18 protein-coding genes are annotated in these 23,572 nt (G+C 65.4%); 11 read left to right on the top strand and 7 right to left on the bottom strand.

Annotated elements, in window-relative coordinates; genetic code table 11:
* Window positions 1-43 precede the first annotated feature (43 nt).
* The gene (locus AAHM44_RS16790) at window positions 44-898 is read left to right on the top strand and encodes a DUF2306 domain-containing protein (protein ID WP_342250704.1); all 855 of its coding nucleotides are present in this window, start codon (window positions 44-46) and stop codon (window positions 896-898) included.
* On the opposite strand, the gene AAHM44_RS16795 is transcribed toward AAHM44_RS16790, so the two are convergent.
* Entirely contained in the window at window positions 895-2,274 is a 1,380-nt protein-coding gene (locus AAHM44_RS16795) for a hypothetical protein (protein WP_342250705.1), read from the bottom strand. The genes AAHM44_RS16790 and AAHM44_RS16795 overlap by 4 nt on opposite strands.
* A 397-nt stretch (window positions 2,275-2,671) precedes the next feature.
* On the opposite strand from AAHM44_RS16795, the gene AAHM44_RS16800 reads away from it, so the two are divergent.
* A complete protein-coding gene (locus tag AAHM44_RS16800) occupies window positions 2,672-3,403 on the top strand; it encodes a DUF6683 family protein (RefSeq protein ID WP_342250706.1) in 732 nt (243 codons plus the stop codon).
* Window positions 3,404-3,406: 3 nt separating this feature from the next.
* Here the strand turns inward: AAHM44_RS16800 and AAHM44_RS16805 are convergent, their stop codons facing one another.
* The 3 genes from AAHM44_RS16805 to AAHM44_RS16815 all read right to left on the bottom strand — a co-directional run bounded on the left by AAHM44_RS16805 (window position 3,407) and on the right by AAHM44_RS16815 (window position 5,452).
* Window positions 3,407-3,868 carry a low molecular weight protein-tyrosine-phosphatase gene (locus AAHM44_RS16805; RefSeq protein ID WP_269572840.1) on the bottom strand — a complete coding sequence of 154 codons (462 nt, stop codon included), beginning with the start codon at window positions 3,866-3,868 and terminating at the stop codon, window positions 3,407-3,409.
* Between the two features lie 17 nt (window positions 3,869-3,885).
* Complete coding sequence (locus AAHM44_RS16810) at window positions 3,886-4,383, bottom strand: superoxide dismutase family protein (RefSeq protein WP_260396214.1); 498 nt, start codon at window positions 4,381-4,383, stop codon at window positions 3,886-3,888.
* A 91-nt stretch (window positions 4,384-4,474) separates the two neighbouring features.
* Window positions 4,475-5,452, bottom strand: a complete 978-nt coding sequence (locus AAHM44_RS16815; RefSeq protein ID WP_342250707.1) for a hypothetical protein — start codon at window positions 5,450-5,452, stop codon at window positions 4,475-4,477.
* A 368-nt stretch (window positions 5,453-5,820) separates the two neighbouring features.
* Here AAHM44_RS16815 and AAHM44_RS16820 point away from each other — a divergent pair, with 368 nt between their 5' ends.
* The 3 genes from AAHM44_RS16820 (at window position 5,821) to AAHM44_RS16830 (ending at window position 9,129) form a co-directional block, all read left to right on the top strand.
* Window positions 5,821-6,699: a hypothetical protein gene (locus AAHM44_RS16820; protein WP_184169154.1), complete on the top strand. Its 879-nt coding sequence runs from the start codon at window positions 5,821-5,823 to the stop codon at window positions 6,697-6,699.
* A gap of 346 nt (window positions 6,700-7,045) precedes the next feature.
* Window positions 7,046-8,101, top strand: coding sequence for a DUF47 family protein (locus AAHM44_RS16825; RefSeq protein ID WP_269576507.1), 1,056 nt, complete (start codon window positions 7,046-7,048; stop codon window positions 8,099-8,101).
* A 14-nt stretch (window positions 8,102-8,115) separates the two neighbouring features.
* A complete protein-coding gene (locus AAHM44_RS16830) occupies window positions 8,116-9,129 on the top strand; it encodes an inorganic phosphate transporter (protein WP_184169155.1) in 1,014 nt (337 codons plus the stop codon).
* A gap of 173 nt (window positions 9,130-9,302) precedes the next feature.
* On the opposite strand, the gene AAHM44_RS16835 is transcribed toward AAHM44_RS16830, so the two are convergent.
* Window positions 9,303-10,223 carry a hypothetical protein gene (locus tag AAHM44_RS16835; protein ID WP_342250708.1) on the bottom strand — a complete coding sequence of 307 codons (921 nt, stop codon included), beginning with the start codon at window positions 10,221-10,223 and terminating at the stop codon, window positions 9,303-9,305.
* A gap of 164 nt (window positions 10,224-10,387) precedes the next feature.
* Between AAHM44_RS16835 and AAHM44_RS16840 the strand changes: the two genes are divergently transcribed.
* The 6 genes from AAHM44_RS16840 (at window position 10,388) to AAHM44_RS16865 (ending at window position 19,675) form a co-directional block, all read left to right on the top strand.
* The gene (locus AAHM44_RS16840) at window positions 10,388-10,804 is read left to right on the top strand and encodes a very short patch repair endonuclease (RefSeq protein WP_342250709.1); all 417 of its coding nucleotides are present in this window, start codon (window positions 10,388-10,390) and stop codon (window positions 10,802-10,804) included.
* 8 nt (window positions 10,805-10,812) lie between these two features.
* Window positions 10,813-11,997 (top strand): DNA cytosine methyltransferase, encoded by a 1,185-nt coding sequence (locus AAHM44_RS16845; protein WP_342250710.1) that lies wholly within the window; start codon window positions 10,813-10,815, stop codon window positions 11,995-11,997.
* The gene (locus AAHM44_RS16850; RefSeq protein WP_342250711.1) at window positions 11,990-12,766 is read left to right on the top strand and encodes a GIY-YIG nuclease family protein; all 777 of its coding nucleotides are present in this window, start codon (window positions 11,990-11,992) and stop codon (window positions 12,764-12,766) included. The genes AAHM44_RS16845 and AAHM44_RS16850 overlap by 8 nt, the downstream gene beginning before the upstream one ends.
* Window positions 12,767-12,917: 151 nt before the next feature.
* On the top strand, window positions 12,918-15,590 hold the full coding sequence (acnA, locus tag AAHM44_RS16855; protein WP_342250712.1) for an aconitate hydratase AcnA: 2,673 nt from the start codon (window positions 12,918-12,920) through the stop codon (window positions 15,588-15,590).
* Between the two features lie 289 nt (window positions 15,591-15,879).
* Window positions 15,880-18,915 (top strand): TonB-dependent receptor plug domain-containing protein, encoded by a 3,036-nt coding sequence (locus tag AAHM44_RS16860; protein ID WP_342250713.1) that lies wholly within the window; start codon window positions 15,880-15,882, stop codon window positions 18,913-18,915.
* Window positions 18,916-19,087: 172 nt separating this feature from the next.
* Window positions 19,088-19,675 carry an outer membrane protein gene (locus AAHM44_RS16865; RefSeq protein WP_342250714.1) on the top strand — a complete coding sequence of 196 codons (588 nt, stop codon included), beginning with the start codon at window positions 19,088-19,090 and terminating at the stop codon, window positions 19,673-19,675.
* A 58-nt stretch (window positions 19,676-19,733) separates the two neighbouring features.
* Here AAHM44_RS16865 and AAHM44_RS16870 read toward each other — a convergent pair whose 3' ends face one another.
* Together AAHM44_RS16870 and AAHM44_RS16875 are read right to left on the bottom strand one after the other, a co-directional pair.
* Complete coding sequence (locus AAHM44_RS16870; protein WP_269572847.1) at window positions 19,734-22,790, bottom strand: TonB-dependent receptor plug domain-containing protein; 3,057 nt, start codon at window positions 22,788-22,790, stop codon at window positions 19,734-19,736.
* Between the two features lie 313 nt (window positions 22,791-23,103).
* A complete protein-coding gene (locus tag AAHM44_RS16875) occupies window positions 23,104-23,568 on the bottom strand; it encodes an FKBP-type peptidyl-prolyl cis-trans isomerase (protein WP_184169163.1) in 465 nt (154 codons plus the stop codon).
* Window positions 23,569-23,572 lie beyond the last annotated feature (4 nt).

Below are 23,572 nucleotides of genomic sequence, written 5' to 3' on the forward strand. Positions count from 1 at the left end.
CGCAATCGCGCTCTACTCCGCGCGCAACAAGCGAGGCCCGGACATGGCGACACTGGCGCAAGGCATATCGACGCAGGATCCGCCGGGCACCGGCACCCAGGCCCTGCGCGGCGCATCGATCCTGCTGGTCGCGGCAAGCTGGCTGAGCGCTGCCCTGTTCGGCGCCTATATCCTCGCCTTCTATGGCGGCACCCTGGCGGGCGGCGCGCCCGATCGCTGGAACGAGAGCCTGCCCCGGCTGCACGAGGGCGCCACGCCGTTCGCCACGATCGCGATCGGCGCGCATTTCGTCACCGGCGGTATCCTGCTGCTGCTCGGCCCGGTCCAGCTGATCGCCGCGATCCGCGCCCGCATCCCCGCGCTCCACCGCTGGCTGGGCCGGCTCTACGTCACCGCCGCGGCGATCGCCGGGCTGGGCGGGCTCGGCTTCATCCTGGCCAAGGGCACGGTCGGCGGCCCCGCGATGGACCTGGGCTTCGGCCTCTACGGCGCGCTGATGGTGCTGTGCGCCGGCCTCGCCTTCACCAACGCCCGCGCCCGCGATTTCGAATCCCACCGCGCCTGGGCCATCCGCCTGTTCGCGCTGGCGATCGGCTCCTGGCTATACCGGATGGAATATGGCTTCTGGTTCCTGTGCTTCGGCAAGCTCGGCCACACCGCCGATTTCCGCGGCGGCTTCGACATGGTGATGGACTTCGCCTTCTACCTGCCCAACCTCGCCGTCGCCGAAGCCTTCATCCGCGCCCGCCGTGCCGATGCCGCCCCGGCGCTCCGCATCGGCGCCGTCGCAGCGCTGCTGGCGGCCAGCGCCTTCATCCTGCTCGCCACCTGGCAGTTCGCCACGAAGATGTGGCTGCCCGGCATGGCGACGGGCTTCGAAGCGTTCGGCGGAGCCTAGAAGGGCCGCATCCGCACATAGGCCCGCCCGGTCGCGGTCGCGCCGCTCGGCATTTGCGCGGTATAGCTGAACCAGGTCAGCCCGGTGAAACCGCCCACCCGCGCAATGGTCATGCTGCCGTCCGCATTGACGGTGACGGAGAGCACCGCCGGGTCTTTCGGGGCAACCGCCGTCACCCGGGCGACCGGCTGCCCATCGACGATGTTCATTCCGAGATACCCTTCGGAATCATTGCAGGTCGGAAGCGCCAGGTGGCTGTTGCACCCCGTGAGGACCGCGCGATAGTCCATCGCCGCGATCGGGTGGTTGCTGAGCTCGCGATAGTCCGTCGTCGTGAAGAATGCCGTGCCGACGGGTGCCGGCGCGTCCATGAAGGTGGCGGCCGTGGCCCGGATCGCGGCTTCGTCGGGCACGACCAGCCCCGGAGCCGAGAAGCCCGGCGCCTGGATGTCCGCCAGCACCCCGAACTGGAAGGCGTGCATCCACGCCCGCGCTTCGGCGGGATTGCCGAGCAAGGCGGGGATCGCCCGGAAATAGGCCGAGATATAATCCGCCATCCGGCCGAGCCGCTCGTCGCCCGAGACCTTATAGGCAGTCTTGCGCAGCGCCGCGAGGATCACCGCCCGGTCAGTAAGCCGCAGCCCCACGCCCTCGCGAACCAGCTCGGCCAGATAGCGCGACGAGAGGTCGATGGGCCCCGCGGTATCGGGGCGGTCGCCATTGGTCGCCTTGCCCAATATGCCCATCACGAACAGCTGCAGGTTGACCGACGTCATCCGCGCCGCGTCCCGCGCCACCGCCGCATCACTGTTCGCCAGGTTCTGCGCCGGGTTGAACGTCAGCGGATTCAGCGTCGCGCGGATCGCGTCGGTCCCGCTGGCGAGCCCGAGCGCGCTGCGGACCGCAGCCTCATTGCCATGCGCGAACACCAGCGCGCTATAGGGCGAGATCACCGTGGCGCCCGCGGGAGCATTCATGATGGTGAGCGGAAGCCCGGTAACGCTGTCGCGACCCCAGGCCTGCATGGCCATGCTCGCGGTCGCGGGCACCGTTCCGGATGTCCAGCGGGGATCGACTCCCGAATCCCGGCCGAACTCGCCTCCGGCAGTCGTTGCGGTCGAGGAATCGCCCGCGTCGAACGGATTGCCGCTCCCATTGGTGTCGAAGGTCACGGTTGCGTAAAGCGTGCCGATGCCGACCGCGCTGAACATCGTGGCGGCGGGCGTCGGGGTCGCCGTCGGGCTGGGGGTCGGCGTGGGGGTTGCCGCAGTCGGCGCGCCGACACTGCCGCCGCCGCCGGATCCGCCGCCGCTGCACCCAGCCAGACAAGCAGCCGCCAGCAAGGCGCCCGTACGCAACCCGGTCCCGAAATGCATGTGATGTTCCCCCTTGGGCGGAACACTACCTTCCCCCGATCGCGCGGATCAAGCGCGATCGTAACCAGGACGGCGCATATCTTCTTCGTTTATTGAAGAAAACCTGCCTACCCCGAACCGGGTCGGCGCAACGACCAGAACCGGCAGCCGCATCGTGTTGATCGTTGGCCGGACCGCCGGCGAGATCACAGCCCCCTGATCTCAGCACCGCAGCGACATCGCCCTTTACTTCCCCCATCCGAGGCAGGTGCTTATCCCCAAGGTCGCGAAGGGTATCTGCGCGGCACGCGGCAGAACGTGGCACGCGCCCGCCCAGTCGCCCCCTCGCGCCCTGTCGCGTGGCTTCCCAATGTCACGGTAGCCCGCCAGACTTGCTGCAAAGACAGGAGCATCCGCAATGCAACAGCGCCTCACCATTCTCGCTGCCCTGCTTCTCGCTGCAGCGCCGGCGGCAGCGCAGGATTTCCCTGCCATCGGCGGTCAATATATCGACTTCGGCGCGTCCATGGCCTCGGTCGGACAGATGAACAATGTGCTGGGCGCGACGGTACGGAGCCGCGGCGGCGAACGCCACGCTACGGTCAGGCCGCCAGCCCCAAAAGCTGCCTCCGGCACGCGCTACCAGCCGTCCCCCGCGATCTCGGTGCGCGTGCGCGCCCGGTTCGCCGATTTCGTTGCCAGGGCCGATCCGGCCAATGCCGCGCGCCTGCGCCAGGTGATCCAGCAGAACGATCTGCTCGGCCTGTGGGAACGGCATGTCGCGACGGATGGCCTGCGCCGCGGCGACGTGGCCGATGCGATGACTGCCTATTGGGTCCAGAATTGGCAGATCGCCAACAAGGTCCCCTTCACCAGCCGCGCGCAGGTGCAGGCGGTGCGCAGCCAGATCGCCGGCGCGCTCGGCACCAGTCCCGGTTTCGTGCGAATGGACGATGCCGCCCGACAGGAGCTGGCCGAGACCTATATGCTCAATTTCATCGCGCAGGGCAGCGCCTTTTCCGACGCGATGGGCCGCAAGGACGCGGCGCACGCCGCGCGCCTGTCCGACGCCGCAGCGGCCCGCTTCCAGACCGACATCAAGCTCGACCTGCGCCGCCTGCGCCTGACGCCGACGGGCTTCGCGGACTGAAGCCTAGCGCCCGCCCAGCCGGGTCACCAGCACATCCGCCGCGGCGCTTACATCGTCCCAGGTCACGTCGAAATCGCTGTCCTCGCCATAATAGGGGTCGGCCACCGAACTGCCCTCGCGCCCCCGCACCAGGTCCATCAGCAGCCCCAGCTCGGCAGTCGCATCCGCCGGCAGGATCGCCTGCAGGTCGCGCAGATTCTGCCGGTCGAGCGCGAAGACATGGTCGAAACGCCGGAAATCCTCGGGCCGCACCTGCCGGGCACGCTGCCCGGAGATATCGGTGCCGTGCCGGGTCGCCGCCGCCTGGGCGCGGCGATCCGGCGGCTCGCCGGCGTGCCAGCCACCGGTGCCGGCCGAATCCACCGTCACTTCCAGCCCGGCACGCGCCGCCGCCGCCCGCAGCGCGCCTTCGGCGAGCGGCGAGCGACAGATATTGCCCAGGCATACAAACAGAACCGACGTCACTTTGCCCTCTGCACGCGTCACATCGCGTGGAAAACGCCGCAGGCGATGCGGCCGCCCGAATTGCCCGAAGGATCGCTCTTGTAGTCATCGGCATTGGCATGGACGACCAACGCCGCGCCATCCTGGTCCATCAGCCCTTCATAGGTGCCGCCCGGCAGCACGAAGATCGTGCGGTCGCGGCCATCCTCGCCCACCGAAAGATTGGGCATGTCGCCGGCATGCGGGCCGGCCGGATTGTCCTTGCCGTGCTGGTGCGCGGTCGGGTTCCAATGGCCGCCGGCGCTGGCGAAGTCCGGCCCCTCGCACTTGCCGACGGTGTGGACATGGGTGCCGTGCACGCCCTTGGTCATGCCGTGCACTTCCACCATCACGCGGATCGTGCCGTCCACTTCCTCGGCGATCGCCTTGCCGACATCGGTGCCGTCGGCCATCTTCAGGTCGGCCTGGGCGCGGAAATGGCCGGCCATGTAGCGCGCATTCTTCTCGGGCTTCGCGCAACCCGCCACCGCCAACATACTCGCAACAACCAGCAAACCGCGCATTGCCCGCACTCCGGATAAATGTTCCCGTCACGTAATGGCTGTCGGGGCCGGCAGTTCCAAGGGGTCAGCGCAAACATTCTCCATCCGTCCTGCCGGAGACGCTGCCCACCCCAAGGATGATCTTGGCCCGCCGTTCGAAAGTAAGCGCCTGCCAGCGCCCGGAATTGCCGATCGCAGTGCGGCTGCGCAGGAAGGTCAGGTGCAGCATCTCATATTGCTCCGGGTCGATCCGGCCGGTGTCGAGCATGCAGCCCCAACGATCGAGATTCCACGCCCAGTCGCGCTGCACCCCGTCCTGGTCGATGCTGCGGGCCAGCGCGCCATACCAGGCGAAGATCGCCGCCAGCCGGTCGCGCCGGTCGGCCTCGGGCATCGCCGCCAGCTTGCGCCGCAGCCGGGCCAGGTCCTCGTCGAGCGGGAAACCGCCCTGCTGCACCTTGGTATCGACGGCCCATCGCACCTTGCGCAGCGTGATCGTCTGGCCCGGGAACACGCGCAGCAGGTCCTGTCGCACCGCTTCCAGCAGCACCAGATAGGCGTCGAGCTGCACCTGCAGCATCGCGTCGCTCTCGAACAGCGCGTTGAACTCGTCCCGAATGACGGGGTTGAGCTTCCCGTCGGCGCCGTGCGCCGCCAATATCTTCTCCCGGCATTTCGCCTTCACCGGCACCGCCAGGCAGTCGCGCGAGAAGATCGTCTTGCCATAGACCGGTAGCAGCGCCTTGCGCTGGCGGCGGAATTGGCCGCGCTGGCCCTTCTTCCAGCGCTTCAGCAGCGGCTGCAGGCTGCCCGTGCCGAAATTCCACTGCGACATGCCGACCGAGACGAGCTGGCTGTCGAAATTGCCCGCCGGCTCGGCCCAGCAGCCGGAGGTCTCGGGGATCGAGGTCTCGTGCATCTGCGCGAAGATCGCCGCACGATCGAGCCCGATCGCGCTCAGCCGGGCAGCGCTTCCCGGATCGATGACGAGCACCGGCACGTCCCCCACCGGCCGGCAGGGCGCACGCGGTGGAGCGGGTGGGGCCGGGGCGGCGGTCGTCACGGGCGGGCCAGCCTGTTGCTGTGCCGCCACGGGCAAGGCGGCCAGCATTGCCATCGCTGCCGCCAGACTCGCCAGAACCCGCATCGCCTTCCCCCTGCCCGGACCGGTCTCCAGCCTAGCCGATTGCGCGGCCATGTCCGCTACGGATCGCTTGCGTCCCTATGCCGCCAGCCTAAGGGTGCGCAGGCAGAACATGGTTACCCGTTCCGGCGATTGGAGACGAATTCCCCAACGGAAACCGACATTTCCTTCTACTCAAAATGGCGAAATAGGGAATCCCCGGGGTAGCTGTCCGCGCCGCTAGCGGCGAAGATCGCGCGCAGAGCATGTCGATCCGCCTGCCTCATGATCCCCCGCCGATCCGGCTCATGACTCGCTTGCTTGCCGAGCTGCAGACGACAGTGCTGGCCCGGGCGATCCGGCTGTTCGACGGCGATCTCGATCGGGTTACGATCTTCTCGGTCATCACGCGCGACACCTATTCCTTCGATGCCGGAGAGGGGCTGGCGCAGAGCGTCTCGGCCCATTCGCTCGCCATGTCGCTGTCGCGGCCGTACGAGACGGTGCGTCGCCACGTCCACGCGCTGGTCGATGCCGGCTGGTGCGAGCGTGGCCCCGATGGGGTGCGTGCCAGCCATGCCGAGCTCCGCTCGCCCGAGATCGCGGCGCTGCTCGTCCTGATCCACGATGCCGCCGTGCGCTTCGTCGCCGATATGGCGCGGGCCGGGGTGCAGATGCCCGCGGTCGGCATGGCCCGGTCCTATCATCACGCCGCCGGGGTCCAGGCGGCGATCGACCTGATGCTCGCGGTGGTCGATACCAACCGGCGCACCCATGCCGACTGGCTCGAGCTGGTGCTGTTCTCGACGATCTATGCCGCCAATTCGCGGCTGCTCAACGCCGATCGCGAGCTGGCCTGGCATTATGCCGATGGCCGCAAGGAGCCGCCTTTGTCGCTGCGCGTGCCGGTGCGGACCAGCGCCGTCGCCCGCGCGCTCGGCCTGCCCGAGGCGACGGTGCGCCGCCGACTCGCCCGCCTGCTCGCGGATGGCCGGGTCGAGCGGCACGGCAAGAAGCTGCTCGTCTCCGAGGCCTGGCTCAACCGTCCCGAGTCGGTGGCGACCAGCATCCAGAGCTTCTCCACCGTCCGCCTCCTGCTTGCGCGCCTGGGTGTAAACGGTTTCCCGCTGGAGGATCCGGCGCGGGCCTATATCGCGGGCCGGCCGGCACCCGTCGCATTCGACTAGACTTCCGCCAAAATGGGCAACGTCCCGCTTGAGGACGGTGTCCCGCACGCCAATAGCGCCCCGAAATCAATGGACTCGGGCGACTCACCCTCGCCCCATGTCGCATGGCCCTCGTCCCAATGCGGGGGTCAGGCAGGTCCGCCGGCTCCCTCCGGCGGTACCCATCGGTGGGCGCGGGCTCTCCCGCCCGCGCCCTAATGGTCCAGCCCTCGCCGATGTTTACTTGCGCGTACCAGTCATGAACTTGTAACGCCCACGCCAGCCTTTTCCCGGAGCCGCCACCATTCGCCAGATTGCCGCCCTGCCCTATCGCACCGAGGGGACCGCGATCGACGCACCCGTGCGGGTGATGCTGGTGACCTCGCGCGAGACCGGCCGCTGGGTGATTCCCAAGGGCAACCCGCCCGCCGGCGTCGCCCTCCACAGCGCCGCCGCGCTCGAGGCGAAGGAGGAGGCGGGCGTGCTCGGCCTCGTCTGCCCGACCACGCTCGGCACCTATCGCTACCGCAAGAAGCGCCCCAACGGCGCCTCGCTGATGTTCGACGTCGAGGTCTTCCCCCTCGCCGTCACCGCCGAACTCTCGTCCTGGAAGGAGCAGTCGCAGCGCGAGCGCCGCTGGTTCAGCCTCGCCGAAGCCGCCGAGGCGGTCGACGAGGAGGATCTGCGCGACCTCATCCGCTCCTTCGGCCCCTCCGAGTTCAAGGCAGCCACCCAGCGCATCGGCATCCTCGCCGCTGTCGCCGAAAAATCGAAAGTGAAGTCCATGTTCGCCTGGTTCCAGCGCCTGCTCCCCAAGACGGGCAATTTCTTCGAGCTCTTCGAAGCGCATGCCGTCACCGTCGCGGCCGGCGCCGAGGCGCTCGCCCGGCTGGTCCAGGACGGCAACCGCGATCATGTCCGCGAAGTCATCGAGCGCGAGCATGACGCCGACGAGATCATCCGCGAGATGCTGCGCACCGTCCGCGAGACCTTCCTCACCCCGTTCGACCGCGGCGCAATCACCTCGCTGATCGGCTCGATGGACGACGCGATCGACGAGATGCAGGCCGCCGTCCAGGCGATCGACCTCTACGAAGTGAGCAAGTTCGAGCGCGAGATGCAGGACATGGTCGCGATCATCGTCGATGCCTCGCGCCTCGTCGTCGAGGCGATGCCGCTGCTCCGCGACGTCGGCCGCAACGGCGCGCGCCTGCACGAGCTCACCGAGCGCCTGGTCCGCATGGAGAGCCATGCCGACGAGATCCACCGCGACGGCCTCAAGCGCGCGTTCAAGGAGCTCGGCCCGATCGACGCGCTCAACTTCTCGGTCCAGCGCGAAGTCTACAAGCATCTCGAGCGCATCGTCGACGCGTTCGAGGATGTCGCGAACGAGATCGACGGCATCGTCATCGACCACGCCTGATAGAGCCCAGAGCGATGCACGAACTCGCCCTACCGCTGCTCATCGGCCTGATAATCGTCGCGCTCGCGTTCGATTTCCTCAACGGCCTGCATGACGCCGCCAACTCGATCGCCACCGTCGTGGCGACGCGCCTCCTCAAGCCGGTCCACGCCGTCGCCTTCGCCGCGGTGTTCAACTTCGCCGCCTATTTCCTGACCATCGCCTTCCCCGCGCTCCACAAGGTCGCGGACACGATCGGCCAGGGCCTGATCGACAAGAACTTCATCACCCCCGCGGTCGTCTTCGGCGCGCTGGTCGGCGCGATGTTCTGGAACGTCGTCACCTGGCTCAAGGGCATCCCCTCCTCCTCCTCCCACGCCCTCGTCGGCGGGATGATCGGCTCGGGCGTCGCCCATGCCGGCCTCACCGGCGTCAAATGGACCGGCCTCAACAAGACCCTCATCGCCATCGTCCTCTCGCCGACGATCGGCATGATCCTGGCGATGCTGGTGATGCTCATCACCTCCTGGCTGTTCATGCGCGCCACCTCGCGCACCGCCGAGCGCAGCTTCCGCATGCTGCACCTCGTCTCCTCGGGCGCCTATTCGCTGAGCCATGGCCTCAACGACGCGCAGAAGACGATGGGCATCATCACCGTGCTGCTCTACTCGACCGGCTATCTCCACGGCGAGTTCCACGTGCCGCACTGGGTGGCGATCTCCTGCTACATCGCGATCGCGCTCGGCACGCTGAGCGGCGGCTGGAAGATCATCGAGACGATGGGCAGCCGCATCACCAAGCTCTCCCAGCACCAGGGCTTCAGCGCCTCGCTGGCCGGCTCGATCGTGCTGTTCGGCGCCTCGGTGCTCGGCATCCCGGTGTCGACCACCCACACGATCACCGGCGCGGTGATCGGCGCCGGCACCGCAAGGCGAGCCTCGGCGGTCCGCTGGGGCGTGGCCGGCAACGTCATCACCGCCTGGATCATCACCATCCCCGCCTCGGCGGCGGTCGGCGCCCTGTTCTACGCGCTGACCTTGCTGTTCTAACCTGATCCAATTCCCCTCCCTGGAAGGGAGGGGCCAGGGGTGGGTTAGAGAAAGCCGGGCTCGATGCCCGGCTTTTTCCTTATTCACCGACCGGCTGGCTGGGCTCCCCCGGCCTTCGCCGGGGTCGCAACCCGCCCCCAACCCCTCCCTTGCAGGGAGGGGAGCAAGCCGAACTACATCCCCGTAATCCGCGGCTGCCCGAACGTCTTCGGCACCCACTCCGCCGGCGCATCCTCCTCGTCCTCGCCGTCGTCGTCCTCGTCCCAATCCTCGTCGTCGTCCTCCTCCCCGAACCCTTCGCCCAGCGCCGCGGCCTCCGCCGCCGCCTTCTCAGCCGCATCCGCCGCCTCGCGCGCCCGCGCCCGGTCGATCGCGTCGAGCTTGCGCATGATCGCGGCATCGGTTTCCTCGGAGGTCGCGCGCAGCTCGAAATAGCCGCCCGCGGCATAGGCCGCCGCCCGCGCCTGCGCGATCAGTTCCTTCTCGCTGAGCTTACGGTGCGGCTGGCCGGCGCCGGCATGGTTGATCAGGAAGCGGAGCAGCGCATCGGAGAAGCGCCGCTTGCGCGACACTTCCACCCCGTCCTTCCACACCACTTCGTCCCAGCCCATCACCGCGCGTTCCCAGGCCGCCTGCTCCAGCGTCGGCAGCGCCCGGTCGAGCGCCTTGGCCCAGGCCTCGGCGAACTTCGCGTCGCGCTGGCGCATCCGATAGGCGGAGGTGCTGGAGATCCGCGCCCGCTGGCAGGCATCGCGCACGCAGCCGGTCTCGGAGAGCCCGCGCAGGAAGATGCGCACCCGCACCTCTGTCCAGCCGTCCCGCCGCCTGCGATAGGCACCGAACATCCCGTCGCGCCGCGCATGCTTCGCCGCCGCCTCGCTCAGCCGCGCCGCCCGCGCCTCCCCGGCCCGCGCCACCGCCCGGGCCCAGAGCCGGGCAAAATCAGGATCGTGCTTGCGCACCCAATAGGCGCCGGCCGTACTCATTCCCGTCTCGCGGCACGCCCGCCGCACCGAACCATGCGCCGCCAGCCCGCGCAGGAAAGCCTCCCGCACCGCCCCCGACCAACGCTGCCGCCCGAATTCGCCCGCCATGCGACTCGCTCCTTTTCCCAGGAGCCGACTCAGTTATGGGGGATTTTCCTACATTGTAAGAACAAATGTGGAACATAAATTTGAGCGGATACGTTCGCGCTACTCCCATGTTGCCATCATCAGCTACCAAGCGCGCATTAAGAGCCATTTCGCTAGAAAGATTCATGGCCGATACCTTGTCCCCTGCTGAACGAAGCGCCCGAATGTCGCGCGTTAAGGGCAAGGACACCAAGCCGGAGTGGGTCGTTCGGCGCCTCGTCCATCAGATGGGCTTTCGCTACCGACTGCACGACAGCAGCCTACCCGGAAAGCCGGACTTGGTCTTTCGATCGCGGCATAAAGTGATCTTTGTGCACGGCTGCTACTGGCATCGCCACCCTGATGCCGGATGCAAGCTGGCTAGATTACCTAAATCAAGGCTGGACTTTTGGGCTCCCAAACTTGAAGCCAACGCGCAACGTGATGCGCGTCATGTCGCCGCATTGGAGGCTGATGGGTGGCAAATTTTGGTTGTGTGGGAATGCGAGATTCGCGATATAGAACATACGCGGAACAAACTGCGCTCATTTCTTATCGCGTGAGGGGCTAGATGCAAGCCGTAGAGCTTTTTGCCGGTGCCGGCGGACTTGGCATGGGAGTCAGCCAAGCTGGCTTTAAGCCCGTGAAGATTGTCGAGTGGGACCGTTGGTGCTGCGACACGATCAATGAGAATCGCAGGAATAAAATCCGACCGGTTTCCGCTTGGCCAGAGCCGATTCATGGCGACGTCCGAAGCGTGGACTTTTCGTCTTTTGAGGGGAAGGTGTCGCTCGTCAGCGGCGGTCCGCCATGCCAACCATTCTCGCTAGGCGGAAAGCATAAAGCCCACGCTGACAAACGGGATATGTGGGGTGAGGCGGTGCGAGCCGTCCGAGAAATTAAGCCCGACGCCTTTATTTTCGAAAATGTGAAGGGGCTCACGCGTGCGGCGTTTGCGTCGTATAAATTGTATATCGAGCTGCAACTTCAATATCCAGAAATCCATCCCGCGGCGGATGAGAATTGGGATGATCACCTGCGCCGCCTTGAGCGCCATCACACCAAGACAAAGGGCGGAGCCAATTACGAAGGCCTTCGCTATACCTTGCTTGCCGAGGTGTTGAACGCTGCAAACTACGGGGTCCCACAACGACGCGAACGCATTGTATTTGTCGGCTTTCGATCGGACTTGGATATCGAGTGGAATTTTCCCGCCCCCACTCATTCAAATGATGCGCTCCTGTGGGAGCAATGCCGTTCGAACACCTATTGGGATCGCCATAAGGCTTCCCTTGGAGAGCGCACCGTGGATGCACGTGCCCTGAGCAAGGCTCAGCTTTTGCGCGAAAAGCCGCTTACGAAAGCATGGCGAACAGTGCGAGATGCGATCTGCGATCTTCCCGAACCGACAAGCGCGCATGCATCTAAAATCTTGAATCATCGCTTCCAAGCAGGCGCTAAATCATATCCCGGTCATACCGGTAGCCCTCTCGACGAACCCGCAAAGACTCTGAAAGCTGGTGTCCACGGAGTTCCTGGGGGAGAGAATATGCTGACGCGAGCCGATGGAAGCGTCCGCTACTTCACCGTTAGGGAGAGTGCGCGTCTGCAAACTTTCCCCGACACCTACGAATTACACGGCTCGTGGTCGGAAGCGATGCGCCAGCTAGGCAATGCCGTTCCGGTCGACTTGGCCGCCGTAGTTGCTAAGGATGTCGCGAAGCATCTTAAAGCGACTACGAGAAGCAATGCCTGATCAAGCGCCCGCAATTACCGGTTTCGAGTCATTTGAGTTCGCCCTCGCGCCAGCCCTTCTGAAGCAACTTGTAAGTTTGCTTGATCGGATGCCGCAAGGGCAACTCACACCCGCCACCGCCGATCAGCTTCCAAATGCTCAGGGCGTCTACCAACTATTCCATCGGGATAGGCTGGTCTACGTGGGCAAAACTGACGCGGAAGCAGGACTTCGTCAGCGCCTCTCTAGGCACGCTTGGACGATTATGAGCCGTCACAACCTCTCGGTTGACGACATCTCATTCCGTGCCGTCGAAGTTCTTGTTTTCTCCGCAATGGATCTCGAGACCGCGCTGATCGAGCACTACAGGAGAAGGGATCAGAAACCCGCCTGGAATGGATCCGGATTTGGCAGCAACGATCCTGGCAGAAAACGGGATACGACAGCCCTGAAGGCCGACGGGTTCGATGCGAACTACCCCATTAACATCGACATCGACGTATCCGCGCATCTGCCCTTGGATCCGCTATCCGCGCACAACCTGCTCAGCAGGATAACGCCACAACTCCCCTACACGCTTCGTTTCGAACGTAGCGCTGGCGCCATACAGGAATTGCATGACGCGACGGTGCAATTAACTGCAGCTGAAAACACCGTGCGATCGATAATTTCTCTTGTATGTCAAATGCTTCCTGCAGGCTGGCAGGCAACACGCCTTGCTGGCAGGGTCATTATGTACCGTGAGGCTAAGGACGATTATCCAGGCGGAGAGATCATCGCGCGATCGTAGCGCGATGCCTCCCCTTCCCCCCGCCCCCCGCCCGTGCTAGCGGCACCCGCGAATCTTCGCATTCGCAGCACTCCGGTGCGCCCGCGCGGCTCTATAAAGGTGCCACGTCCCCCGAGCGCCCGGCCGGACAAAAGAAAGGACCCCGCGCCTCATGACCGCGATCGGCAACGATACCCTCGGCACCCGCGACACGCTCACTGTCGGCACCGCCAGCTACGACTTCTTCTCGCTGCCCAAGGCCGCGAAGAAGCTTGGCGACATCAGCCGCCTGCCCTTCTCGATGAAGGTGCTGCTCGAGAATATGCTGCGCTTCGAGGACGGCGTCACCGTTACCAAGGACGACGCCCAGGCGATCGTCGACTGGCAGAAGGACGCGCGTTCGAACCGCGAGATCCAGTATCGCCCGGCCCGCGTGCTGATGCAGGACTTCACCGGCGTTCCCTGCGTGGTCGATTTGGCGGCAATGCGCGATGCGATCACCAAGCTCGGCGGCGACGCCCAGAAGATCAATCCGCAGGTCCCCGTCCACCTCGTCATCGATCACTCGGTGATGGTCGACGAGTTCGGCACGCCCAAGGCGTTCGAGGATAACGTCGCGCTCGAATATGAGCGCAATGCGGAGCGCTACGAGTTCCTGAAGTGGGGCTCGAAGGCGCTCGACAATTTCTCGGTGGTTCCGCCGGGCACCGGCATCTGCCACCAGGTGAACCTCGAATATATCTCGCAGTCGATCTGGTCGTCCAAGACCGCCGACGGCGCGACGATCGCCTATCCGGATACGCTGGTCGGCACCGACAGCCACACGACGATGGTCAACGGCCTGGGCGTGCTCGGCTGGGGCGTGGGCGGCATCGAGGCGGAAGCCGCGATGCTCGGCCAGCCGGTGTCGATGCTCATCCCCGAAGTCGTCGGCTTCAAGCTGACCGGCAAGCTCGGCGAGGGCATCACCGCGACCGACCTCGTGCTCACCGTCACCCAGATGCTGCGCGCCAAGGGCGTGGTCGGCCGCTTCGTCGAGTTCTACGGCCCGGGCCTGCACGCGATGACGCTGGCGGACCGCGCGACGATCGCCAACATGGCGCCCGAGTACGGCGCGACCTGCGGCTTCTTCCCGATCGACGACAAGACGCTCGATTACATGCGCCTCACCGGCCGTCCCGACGAGACTGTTGCGCTCGTGGAAGCTTATGCCAAGGCGCAGGGCTTCTGGCATTCGGTCGATGGTCCGGAGCCGATCTTCACCGACACGCTCGAGCTCGACATGTCGACGGTGCGTCCGTCGCTCGCCGGCCCGAAGCGCCCGCAGGACCGCGTCAGCCTCGACAGCGTCGACGAAGTGTTCAACGGCGACCTGACCAAGGTCTACAAGAAGGACCATGCCGTGCGCGTGCCCGTCGAGGGCAAGGACCACGACATCGGTGACGGCGACGTGGTGATCGCGGCGATCACCTCGTGCACCAACACCTCGAACCCCTCGGTGCTGATCGCGGCCGGCCTTGTCGCCCGCAAGGCGCGCGAGAAAGGCCTGACCCGCAAGCCGTGGGTGAAGACCTCGCTCGCGCCGGGCTCGCAGGTGGTGACCGACTATCTCAACAAGACGGGTCTGTCCGCGGATCTGGACGCGATCGGGTTCAACCTGGTCGGCTATGGCTGCACCACTTGTATTGGTAACTCGGGTCCGCTCGCCGAGCCGATCTCGGCGGCGATCAACGGCAACGACATCGTCGCTGCCTCGGTGCTGTCGGGCAACCGCAACTTCGAGGGCCGCGTCTCGCCGGACGTGCGCGCGAACTTCCTCGCCTCGCCGCCGCTGGTGGTGGCGTACGCGCTCAAGGGCACGGTGACCGAGGACATGTACGAGACGCCGATCGGCCAGGGGTCGGACGGCGCGGACGTGTTCCTCAAGGACATCTGGCCGACCAACGAGGAAGTCGCCGGGCTGATCAGTGCCAACATCGACGACCAGATGTTCCGCTCGCGCTACGCGAACGTGTACGCCGGCGATGCGCACTGGCAGAAGATCGACGTCACCGGCTCGGACACCTATAGCTGGCCGACCAGCTCGACCTACATCCACAACCCGCCCTATTTCGAGGGCATGTCGATGACCCCGGCTCCGGTCACCGACATCATCGAAGCCAAGCCCCTCGCCATCCTCGGCGACTCGATCACCACCGACCACATCTCGCCGGCCGGCTCGATCAAGGCCGACAGCCCCGCAGGCACCTTCCTGCAGGAGCATCAGGTGGCGAAGAAGGACTTCAACAGCTACGGCGCGCGCCGCGGCAACGATGAAGTCATGGTCCGCGGCACTTTCGCGAATATCCGCATCAAGAATGAAATGGTGCCCGGCATCGAGGGCGGCATGACCCGCTATGGTGGTCAGGTAATGCCGATTTACGACGCCGCAATGCGTCACAAGGCCGACGGCACTTCGCTCGTGATCGTCGCGGGCAAGGAGTATGGCACCGGCTCGTCGCGTGACTGGGCGGCGAAGGGCACCAACCTGCTCGGCGTCCGCGCCGTCATCACCGAGAGCTTCGAGCGCATCCACCGCTCGAACCTAGTCGGCATGGGCATCCTGCCTCTGCAGTTCGCCGAGGGCGTGACCCGCGAGACGCTGAAGCTCAAGGGCAGCGACACCTTCACGATCAAGAACGTGGCCGGCCTCCGCCCGCGCCAGGACGTGGAAGTCGAGCTCACTCGCGAGGACGGCACCAAGGAAACCTTCCTCACCCGTTGCCGGATCGATACCGTCAACGAGCTGGAATATTTCCTCAACGGCGGCATCCTGCACTACGTGCTGCGCAAGCTCGCCGCCTGATAGCCAAGGCGAAGAAAATCGGGGGAGGGCGGCAACGCCCTCCCTTTTTTTGTGCCTGCACCCCACCGGCAGGCGGGCATCTCTCCACGCCGCACAGGTGTGGCATTTCGGAAACACACGTCCGGAAACGGCCCGGCAACAATCCTTTCCGGCGCGGAGATGCTTTACACGAGTAAAACACTCTCTCATCCTCTCCTCCGCTTCGCCGTTGCTGCAGGGACGCCGGCGAGGAAGTGCGGGGGGTCTCCGGTCTGCCGAGAGCAGAGCCGGGGAGATTGAGGAAAAATACATGAAGACGACCACCGCACGGCTGCGCGCAAGCGCGGCCTTGTCCGCCGTTGCGCTGGCGGGCTCGCTCCTTGCTGCGCCCGCATTTGCACAGGACGCTTCCGCCAACACCGAGACAACAGCCGGCACCGCCACCCCGCAACAGGAGAGCCCGTCCAACGACGGCGCCATCGTGGTCACCGGCTCGATCTTCCGCCAGTCGGATACCCACACCGCGTCGCCGGTGACGGTCATCACCGCGGAGAATCTCGAGCGCGCCGGCATCACCAACGTGACGGACGCCATCCGCTCGGCCTCCGCCGACGGCGCCGGCTCGATCGGCAACGGCTTCACCAGCGGCTTCTCCGCCGGCGGTGCCGCCGTTTCGCTTCGTAACCTTGGCGTGTCGTCCACGCTGATCCTGGTCGATGGTCTTCGCTCGACCAACTTCCCGCTCAGCGACGACGGCCACAACTCCTATGTCGACCTCAACAGCATCCCGCTGGTGAATGTTCAGCAGGTGCAGGTTCTCAAGGACGGCGCTTCATCGCTGTATGGCGCGGACGCGATCGGCGGCGTGGTCAACATCATCACCCGCAAGCAGATGACCGGTCTCGAAGCGACCGTCGAAGGTGGCGCGACCGAGCAGGGCGACGGCGCAAAGTACCGCGCGAAGCTCCTCTTCGGCTTCGGCGACTATGACACGCAGGGCTTCAACGTCTATGTCGGCGGCGATTATGAATATGGCGGCCGCATTTCGGCTGACTCGCGCGGCTTCCCCTTCAACACGCTCGATCTTCGCGGCGTCGGGGGCAACGACAACAACCGCGCCGACGATACGCTCGGCACGCCAACGACAGATGCCGTCGTCACCCGCACGACCCAGAGCGATCTGAACAATCCGCTGGCGGGTTCAGTGACGAACGCCACGTCGCCGGCGCTCTACACCTCGCTCACGCCGCTCGCGAATTGCGCCTATGGCACCTATTCGGAGAATGGCACCCGCGTCGGCACCGCCTGCAAGCACGATCTCACCAGGGAGTATGGCCAGATCACGCCGAAGCAGCAGCGCTATGACGCCGTCGCCCGGCTGAGCTACCGCATCGGCGACAATATCGAAGGCTATGCCGCGGCCAGCTACGCGAACAGCCAGGTCGATATCATCAACGCCCCACGCACGATCCGCCAGACCCAGGCATTCGGCGGCTCGCCATCGACCTCGACCACCAATCCGGGCATCGTGCTGCCGGTCTATATCTGCGCATCGGGCGTCAACTGCGCGACCGCGGCGGATCGCCAGCTCAACCCGAACAACCCCTATGCGGCAGCCTATGCCGCCAACCCAAGTCAAGGCGCCGCACGCATCTATTACCTGTTCGGTGACATCCCCGCGGGCAGCAAGCGCACCAACGAAGTGTTCCGCTTCACCGGCGGCCTGCACGGCACTGTCGGCGACAGCTGGGACTGGAACGTCGAGGCGGGTTACTCGCACGCCCGGCTCAACTTCACCCAATATGGCTGGGCCAATCTCAACGGCCTGGTGAAGGCGATCAACACCGGCGCCTATAACTTCGTCAATCCGAGCCTCAACTCCCAGGCGGTCCGCGACATGGTGGCGCCGGCGATCACCGCGATCTCCTATTCGAGCGAGCTGACGGTGGACGCGTCGCTCAGCCGCAGCCTCTTCACGCTGCCGGGCGGCGACCTGAAGTTCGCCGTCGGCGGCCAGTATCGCAAGGAGAAGCTGACCAACAACAGCCTGAACCCGAAACTCGACGTGCCCGGTCTCACCACCGCGCAGGCCTATGGCGACCGCACTGTCTGGGCAGGTTTCTTCGAAATCGACGCCCCGGTGCTCGACATCCTCGATATCAACCTGTCCGGCCGTTACGATCACTATTCGACCGGCATCGGCCGCTTCTCGCCCAAGGCGGGCGTGAAGTTCCAGCCGATCAAGCAGATCGCGCTTCGCGGCACCTATTCGGAAGGCTTCCGCGCGCCGACCTTCGCGGAATCGGATGCGCGCAGCTCCTATTCGGGCTTTGTCGGCTATACACCGGTCGGTGATTTCCTCACCGCGCATGCCGCCAATCCAAGCTACACGGCGGCGTATAGCCTGGGTCGCGGCTATGTCGGCAATCCAGCCATCAAGCCGGAAACCGCGCGCAGCCTCACGCTCGGCGCGATCTTCGAGCCGACCTCATGGCTGAGCTTCACCGCCGACTATTTCAATGTGAAGAAGTCGAACCTGATCGTCACCGGCCCGAAGACGCCAGAGGCGATCAACGCCTACTACTCGGTCGCGGGCCAGACCTTCGCCAGCGCTGCTGCTGCCTCGGCGGCAGGCTGCGCCAAGGTCGCGGCAGTCGGTGCCGGCTATTCGTGCAATGTGATCGACGGTGCCGATCCCTTCGCGCCCAACGCGTTGCCGCGCCTGCTCGTGCTCAACGCACCCTATGTGAACACGGCCTATTCGATCATCGCCGGGCTCGAGTTCACCGCCGATGCGCGTATCAAATTCAGCGAGGACTTCCGCTGGGAGAGCCGCATCGATGTGCAGGAGACGCTGAAATATGATCTCCACCCGGGCAGCGGCGGCGCCGTGCAGCGTTATGCCGGCACCGTGGGTCCGGAGGATCTGTCGTCGGGCGGCGGCACCCCGCGCTGGCGCGGCAACTGGCAGAACACGTTCACTTATAACCAGTTCTCGCTGAGCACGACGACCTATCTGGTCGGTTCCATGAAGGCCGTCGCGGCCGACCAGGCGAGTTCGGGGGCGAACGCCGATATTTCCTGCGCCAAGTCCGCCATCTACAAGCCGACCACCGGCAACGCCGACTTCTGCCACATCAACAGCTTCATCTACACGGATGTGAACCTGTCGGTGAAGGTCAACGACCAGTTCAGCTTCTTCGGCCTAGTGGGCAACGTCACGAACGCGCGCGCGCCGCTGTTCGCGAATACCGCCTATCCGAGCCAGGTGAACACGCTGACCTCGTGGCACGCACCTGGCCTGATCGGCCGGACGTTCCGCGCAGGTGCGAACTTCAAGTTCTAACTGCCGGCGTCGGTGATTTCTGGGGCGGTACCTTCCGGTATCGCCCCCTTTTATTGCGTCCTCGCAACGCAATCCGATCGAGCTGCAATCGCCCGAAACCCGGGCGCGATTCCGTGCCTCCAGTACCGCCTCCGCGCCACCGGCCCTGTGGCGCCAGTACATGGAGTAGACAATGAACAAGCTGCATATCGCCCTCATCGCCGCCACCTCGTGCGCGGCCACGCCCGTGCTGGCGCAGGATGCGGACCAGTTCACCGGGGCCCATGCCGAAGCGACGATCGGCTTCGACCAGATCCGCTTCGACCTCGCCACTGCCAGCGACGGTCGCGAGAAGCAGGGTGACCTCGGCTATGGGGTAGCGATCGGCTATGACGTCGCGGTCGCACCCAAGCTGATCGCTGGCATCGATGTCGGCCTCAACCTTGCCGACACCGGCTACAGCTATGGCGACACCACCGATGGCGGCGAGTTGCGCAAGCGCCGCGAGATCACCCTCGCCGGCCGCATCGGCACGCCGATCACGCCCAATACGCTGCTTTACGGCAAGCTCGGCTACGCCAATCTCCAGCTCCGCCAGGACGAGACGGTCGCGGGTGTCACCAGCAGCGCACGCAACAATCTCGATGGCGTGCTGCTCGGCGCCGGCGTCGAGGTGAAGCTGCTCCCCAACGCCTATTGGAAAAGCGAGTATCGCTATACCGACTATGCCCGCGGCGTGGTGAGCAACAACGTCATTACCGGCGTCGGCATTCGCTTCTGAACGAAAAAGGGCGGCCTCCCGAAGGAGGCCGCCCCATTTCACGAACTTCAAGCCGCTGTCAGAACTTGAAGGTCGCGCCCGCCCGGAACTGGCGGCCGATCAGGCCGGCATAGTGCCAGGTGGTGAGGAAGTTCGGCGCGCTCGCATAGGCCGCCGGAGCGATCGGTGCACGGGCGTCGAGCAGGTTCTTCACGTTCACGAAGAAAGTGAAGTCGTCGTTGACGCGGAAGGTCTGGTTCAGGTCAATGTTGATGAAGCTGTTGACGTAGCAGAACTTCTCATAACCCGGCGCAGACGCCGGCACCTTGTACAGGTTCGCGGAGCACGACGTGGACAGGTTGCCCTGGTCGGTCGAGACTTCCTTGATCCGGCCGACATAATAGGCCGTCGCGCTGATCGTGTAGTTGCCGAAGTCGAGCGTGTTCTGCCAGTTGCCGCGGATGCGCGGCGTACCGTTACCCGACGACAGGTCGTAGGGGCCGAAGCTGCCGGCAAAGCGCTGGATGCCCGCCGCCGTGTCGCGGTCGTAGCGCAGCACATAGGTCGCCTCGACACGGCTGGTGAACTTCACCCCACCGCCGAACGGAGCCGAGAAGGTCGCCGAGAAGTCGAGACCCTCCGTCGTGTCCGAGTTCACGTTCACGAACGGCGCGTTGACGATCAGCACGCGCGGCAGCGCATTCGGGAACAGCGGATCGACGCCGTCGATCAAGTTGCACGAATAGCCTGCCCCGACCGCGGCCACTGCGGCACAGCCCGCCGCCGACGCCGCGGCTGCCGACGCATAGCTGTTGCCGGCAACCGAGTAATAGGCGTTGATCGCGGCCCCGGCGAGCGGACCATTCGCCACGAGGTTGGTCTTCTTCACATTGTAATAGTCGACCGTGGCGCTGAACCACTTCGCCGGCTGGAAGATCGCGCCGGCGGTGAAGCTGCGCGACTTTTCAGGCTCGAGGTTCGGATTGCCGGCGAAACCGCGGCCCACCGAATACTGGAAGTTGTACGGGTTGCCGCCGTTGGCGCACGAGCCGGAATTATTGCTGCCACCATGCTGCGCGCAGAACGCGCCCGGCGGCGTGATCGTCACGAAGCCGGCATATTGGCTGCGGGGACCGGCCTCGGCGAAGGTCGGGGCGCGGAAGCCCTGCGAGTAGGTCCCGCGCACCGCGAACTCGCGGATCGGCGTGAACTTGATACCCACCTTCGGCGAGAAGCGGCCATAGCCTTCCGAATAATGGTCATAGCGGCCGGACAGGTTGATATCGAGCGACGACAGGATCGGCGCGTCGAGCTCGGCGAAGGCGGCGTACACAGTATGCGAGCCGAACGCCGAAGAGGTCGTCAGACCGTAGGTATCGAGTGCGGCGTTCTGGTTGTTGTTCTCCAGCGTCTCATGCCGCACCTGGCCACCCACGGCGAGCTGCAACGGTCCGCCCGGCAACTGCGCCAGCTCGCCGGTGAGCGAAACGTCGGCCGAATACATTTCCGAATAGGACGGCGTGGTCTTGTCCGGCGCCAGGAAGCTGCGAACGGCCTGGGTGTTCTGGCTCGGATTGACGAAGTTGTACGCGCCGGTGTTGATCACCTGGCGCAGCGCGGCGATGTTGATCAGGCCGTGCTGGGTGATCTCCAGATTGTCGCGGGCATAGACGCCCTCGACCCGCCAACGCCAGCTGTCGTTGGCGAGGCTGCCATTGAGGCCCGCGCTGAAGCGGTACACATCGTTGGTACGCTCGCTGCCGCCCGGGATGTCGCCGAACAGATAATAGATGCGGGCGGCATTCGCGGCTGCGATCGCAGGCGTTGCGGCCGCGTTGGTGGCATAGGGGTTGTTCGGGTTCAGGCGCCGATCCGCGGCCGTGGCGCAGTTCGTTCCCGCCGAGCAGACGAAGTACGGGAGGACGACGCCCGGATTGCTCGTCGCGACGAGCGGGCTGCCGCCGAACGGCTGGGTCTGGCGGATCGCCGACGGGAAGGCGCTGGTGATCGAGACGTAGCTGCGGCTGAAGCTGCCGGTGACATAGCCTTCGATGTTGTCGCTGAGGCGGACGCTCAGGCGGCCATTGACCGAGTAGCGCTCCTGCAGCGGCTGGATCTGTCGGTACAGGTCGGTCAGGTCATACGGGCAGCCGACGCCGCGGGCAGCGCCGGTGGTGACCGTGTAGGTCGGCCGCGCGCAGTTGGCGATGCCCAGCGCGGTGTAGGTCGCATAGGTCTGGCCGGGATCGTTGGTCACGGCGGTGCCGCCGCTCAGCGGGTTGTTGAGATCGCTCTGCGTCGTGCGCACGACATAGGCAGTGGGCGTGTTGACCGTGAGGCCGCTGTCGGCGGTGTTGTTGTCGTTGCCGCCGATCGCAGTCAGATCCTGCGTATTGTACGGGAAGCCGCGGTCATGATTGCTGACGCGATCGTCGCGCTGATATTCGCCGTTGAGATAGAAGTTGAAGCCCGACTTCTCATAGTCGCCGAAGCCCACCGTGAGATCGGCGCGGAGATGGCCCGCGTCTCCGCGCTCGGCCACGCCGCCCTCGACGGTGCCCGCGACGCCGTTGAACTGCTTCTTCAGGATGATGTTGACCACGCCGCCGATCGCGTCCGCGCCATAGGTCGAGGACGCGCCGTCCTTCAGCACTTCGACGCGGTCCACCAGGCTGAACGGTAGCGAGTTCAGGTCGACATAGGCGTTGTGGCCGTCATCGTTGATCGGGAAGTTGGTCGAGCGCAGGCCATCGACAAGAACGAGCGTCGACGAGACGCCCAGGCCGCGCAGCGACACGGCGGAGCCGCCCGCCGAGAAGCCGGTCTGGAAGCCGGTGCCGATCGAACCGGCGCTGTCGGCCGAGATCGAGCGGATGGCGTCGCTCATCGTGGTGATGCCCGCCTTGGCCAGCGAGTCCGAGGTCAGCACGGTAACCGGCGACGGCGTCTCGGTGTCGGTGCGGCGCAGCAGCGAGCCGGTGACGACGATCGAATCGCCTTCGTCGGCTGCGGCAGGCTTGTCCTGCGGCGTCGTGCTCGTCTGCGCATAGGCAGGCGTCGCGATCATGCCGAGCGCAAGCGCCAGAGGCGCCGCGCTGCGGGCAAGACGGTGCAACTTCGTCTTGTTGTACAGCATGTTTGTTTACCCTTCGCTCCCCCGGATCGCGCCCGGGATGTTTCTGAGCGGGCTTCCTCCCAAGAGGCCCCTCTGGGAGCAGGGTGTTTCACTCCGCTTCGGTTGTAAAGAAGCAGAAACATATTCAGCAAAATGGTGAAACATTTAACGCGCCGGTGTGCCACAAAGGCAACACAGCGGCAGGCGAAGCCTGCCACCCGCGCAAGCCATCCTCACCCACGGGAAAATACCTAGGCACACGGCGGCAACCGGCGAGGATGGCGCCGGCTTCAAGCCTGGCCGGAAATATTTCCAGCCTATTGCGCGGGCCTGCCTATTGCGCGGGAATGTCGAGCAGTTCGATCTTGAACAGGAGAGTCGCGCCGCCCGGGATCGGCCCCTTGCCCTTGAAGCCATAGCCAAGGTTGGCGGGGATCGCGATTTCGAACGTGTCGCCCACCCCCATCAGCGGCACGGCGACCTGCCACCCCTTGATCAGCCGATTGAGCGGAAACGTCGCCGGCTCGCCACGATCATAGGAACTGTCGAACTTCTCACCGTCGATGAAGGTGCCGGCATAGTGCAGCGTCACCGTGTCGGCGACGGTCGGATGCTTGCCAGAGCCGTCCCCCTTGATCCGGCGCCAGCGCAGCCCCTCGGCCGTGCTGTGCCAGCCATCGGCGCCGTTGAGCTTGGCCAGCGCGAGCATCTGCTGGCTCTGCCAGGCCATGTCCTGCGAACGATCCGGCGCGGGCGCGTCCTGTGCAGCGAGCAGGGCGAGAGCGGCGAGAAACGACATGGGT

It is taken from the genome of Sphingomonas sp. OTU376 (genome assembly GCF_038440415.1).
In the GTDB taxonomy this organism is placed as follows: Bacteria; Pseudomonadota; Alphaproteobacteria; order Sphingomonadales; family Sphingomonadaceae; genus Sphingomonas; species Sphingomonas kyeonggiensis_A.

What these genes read in the sequence shown, in the direction of transcription:
- AAHM44_RS16795 (WP_342250705.1), bottom strand. Translation starts at nt 2,274, where the DNA reads ATGCATTTCGGGACCGGGTTGCGTACGGGCGCCTTGCTGGCGGCTGCT.
- AAHM44_RS16790 (WP_342250704.1), top strand. Translation starts at nt 44, where the DNA reads ATGGCGACACTGGCGCAAGGCATATCGACGCAGGATCCGCCGGGCACC.
- AAHM44_RS16835 (WP_342250708.1), bottom strand. Translation starts at nt 10,223, where the DNA reads ATGGCGGGCGAATTCGGGCGGCAGCGTTGGTCGGGGGCGGTGCGGGAG.
- AAHM44_RS16840 (WP_342250709.1), top strand. Translation starts at nt 10,388, where the DNA reads ATGGCCGATACCTTGTCCCCTGCTGAACGAAGCGCCCGAATGTCGCGC.
- acnA (WP_342250712.1), top strand. Translation starts at nt 12,918, where the DNA reads ATGACCGCGATCGGCAACGATACCCTCGGCACCCGCGACACGCTCACT.
- AAHM44_RS16870 (WP_269572847.1), bottom strand. Translation starts at nt 22,790, where the DNA reads ATGCTGTACAACAAGACGAAGTTGCACCGTCTTGCCCGCAGCGCGGCG.
- AAHM44_RS16820 (WP_184169154.1), top strand. Translation starts at nt 5,821, where the DNA reads ATGACTCGCTTGCTTGCCGAGCTGCAGACGACAGTGCTGGCCCGGGCG.
- AAHM44_RS16845 (WP_342250710.1), top strand. Translation starts at nt 10,813, where the DNA reads ATGCAAGCCGTAGAGCTTTTTGCCGGTGCCGGCGGACTTGGCATGGGA.
- AAHM44_RS16850 (WP_342250711.1), top strand. Translation starts at nt 11,990, where the DNA reads ATGCCTGATCAAGCGCCCGCAATTACCGGTTTCGAGTCATTTGAGTTC.
- AAHM44_RS16875 (WP_184169163.1), bottom strand. Translation starts at nt 23,568, where the DNA reads ATGTCGTTTCTCGCCGCTCTCGCCCTGCTCGCTGCACAGGACGCGCCC.
- AAHM44_RS16800 (WP_342250706.1), top strand. Translation starts at nt 2,672, where the DNA reads ATGCAACAGCGCCTCACCATTCTCGCTGCCCTGCTTCTCGCTGCAGCG.
- AAHM44_RS16830 (WP_184169155.1), top strand. Translation starts at nt 8,116, where the DNA reads ATGCACGAACTCGCCCTACCGCTGCTCATCGGCCTGATAATCGTCGCG.
- AAHM44_RS16860 (WP_342250713.1), top strand. Translation starts at nt 15,880, where the DNA reads ATGAAGACGACCACCGCACGGCTGCGCGCAAGCGCGGCCTTGTCCGCC.
- AAHM44_RS16810 (WP_260396214.1), bottom strand. Translation starts at nt 4,383, where the DNA reads ATGTTGGCGGTGGCGGGTTGCGCGAAGCCCGAGAAGAATGCGCGCTAC.
- AAHM44_RS16865 (WP_342250714.1), top strand. Translation starts at nt 19,088, where the DNA reads ATGAACAAGCTGCATATCGCCCTCATCGCCGCCACCTCGTGCGCGGCC.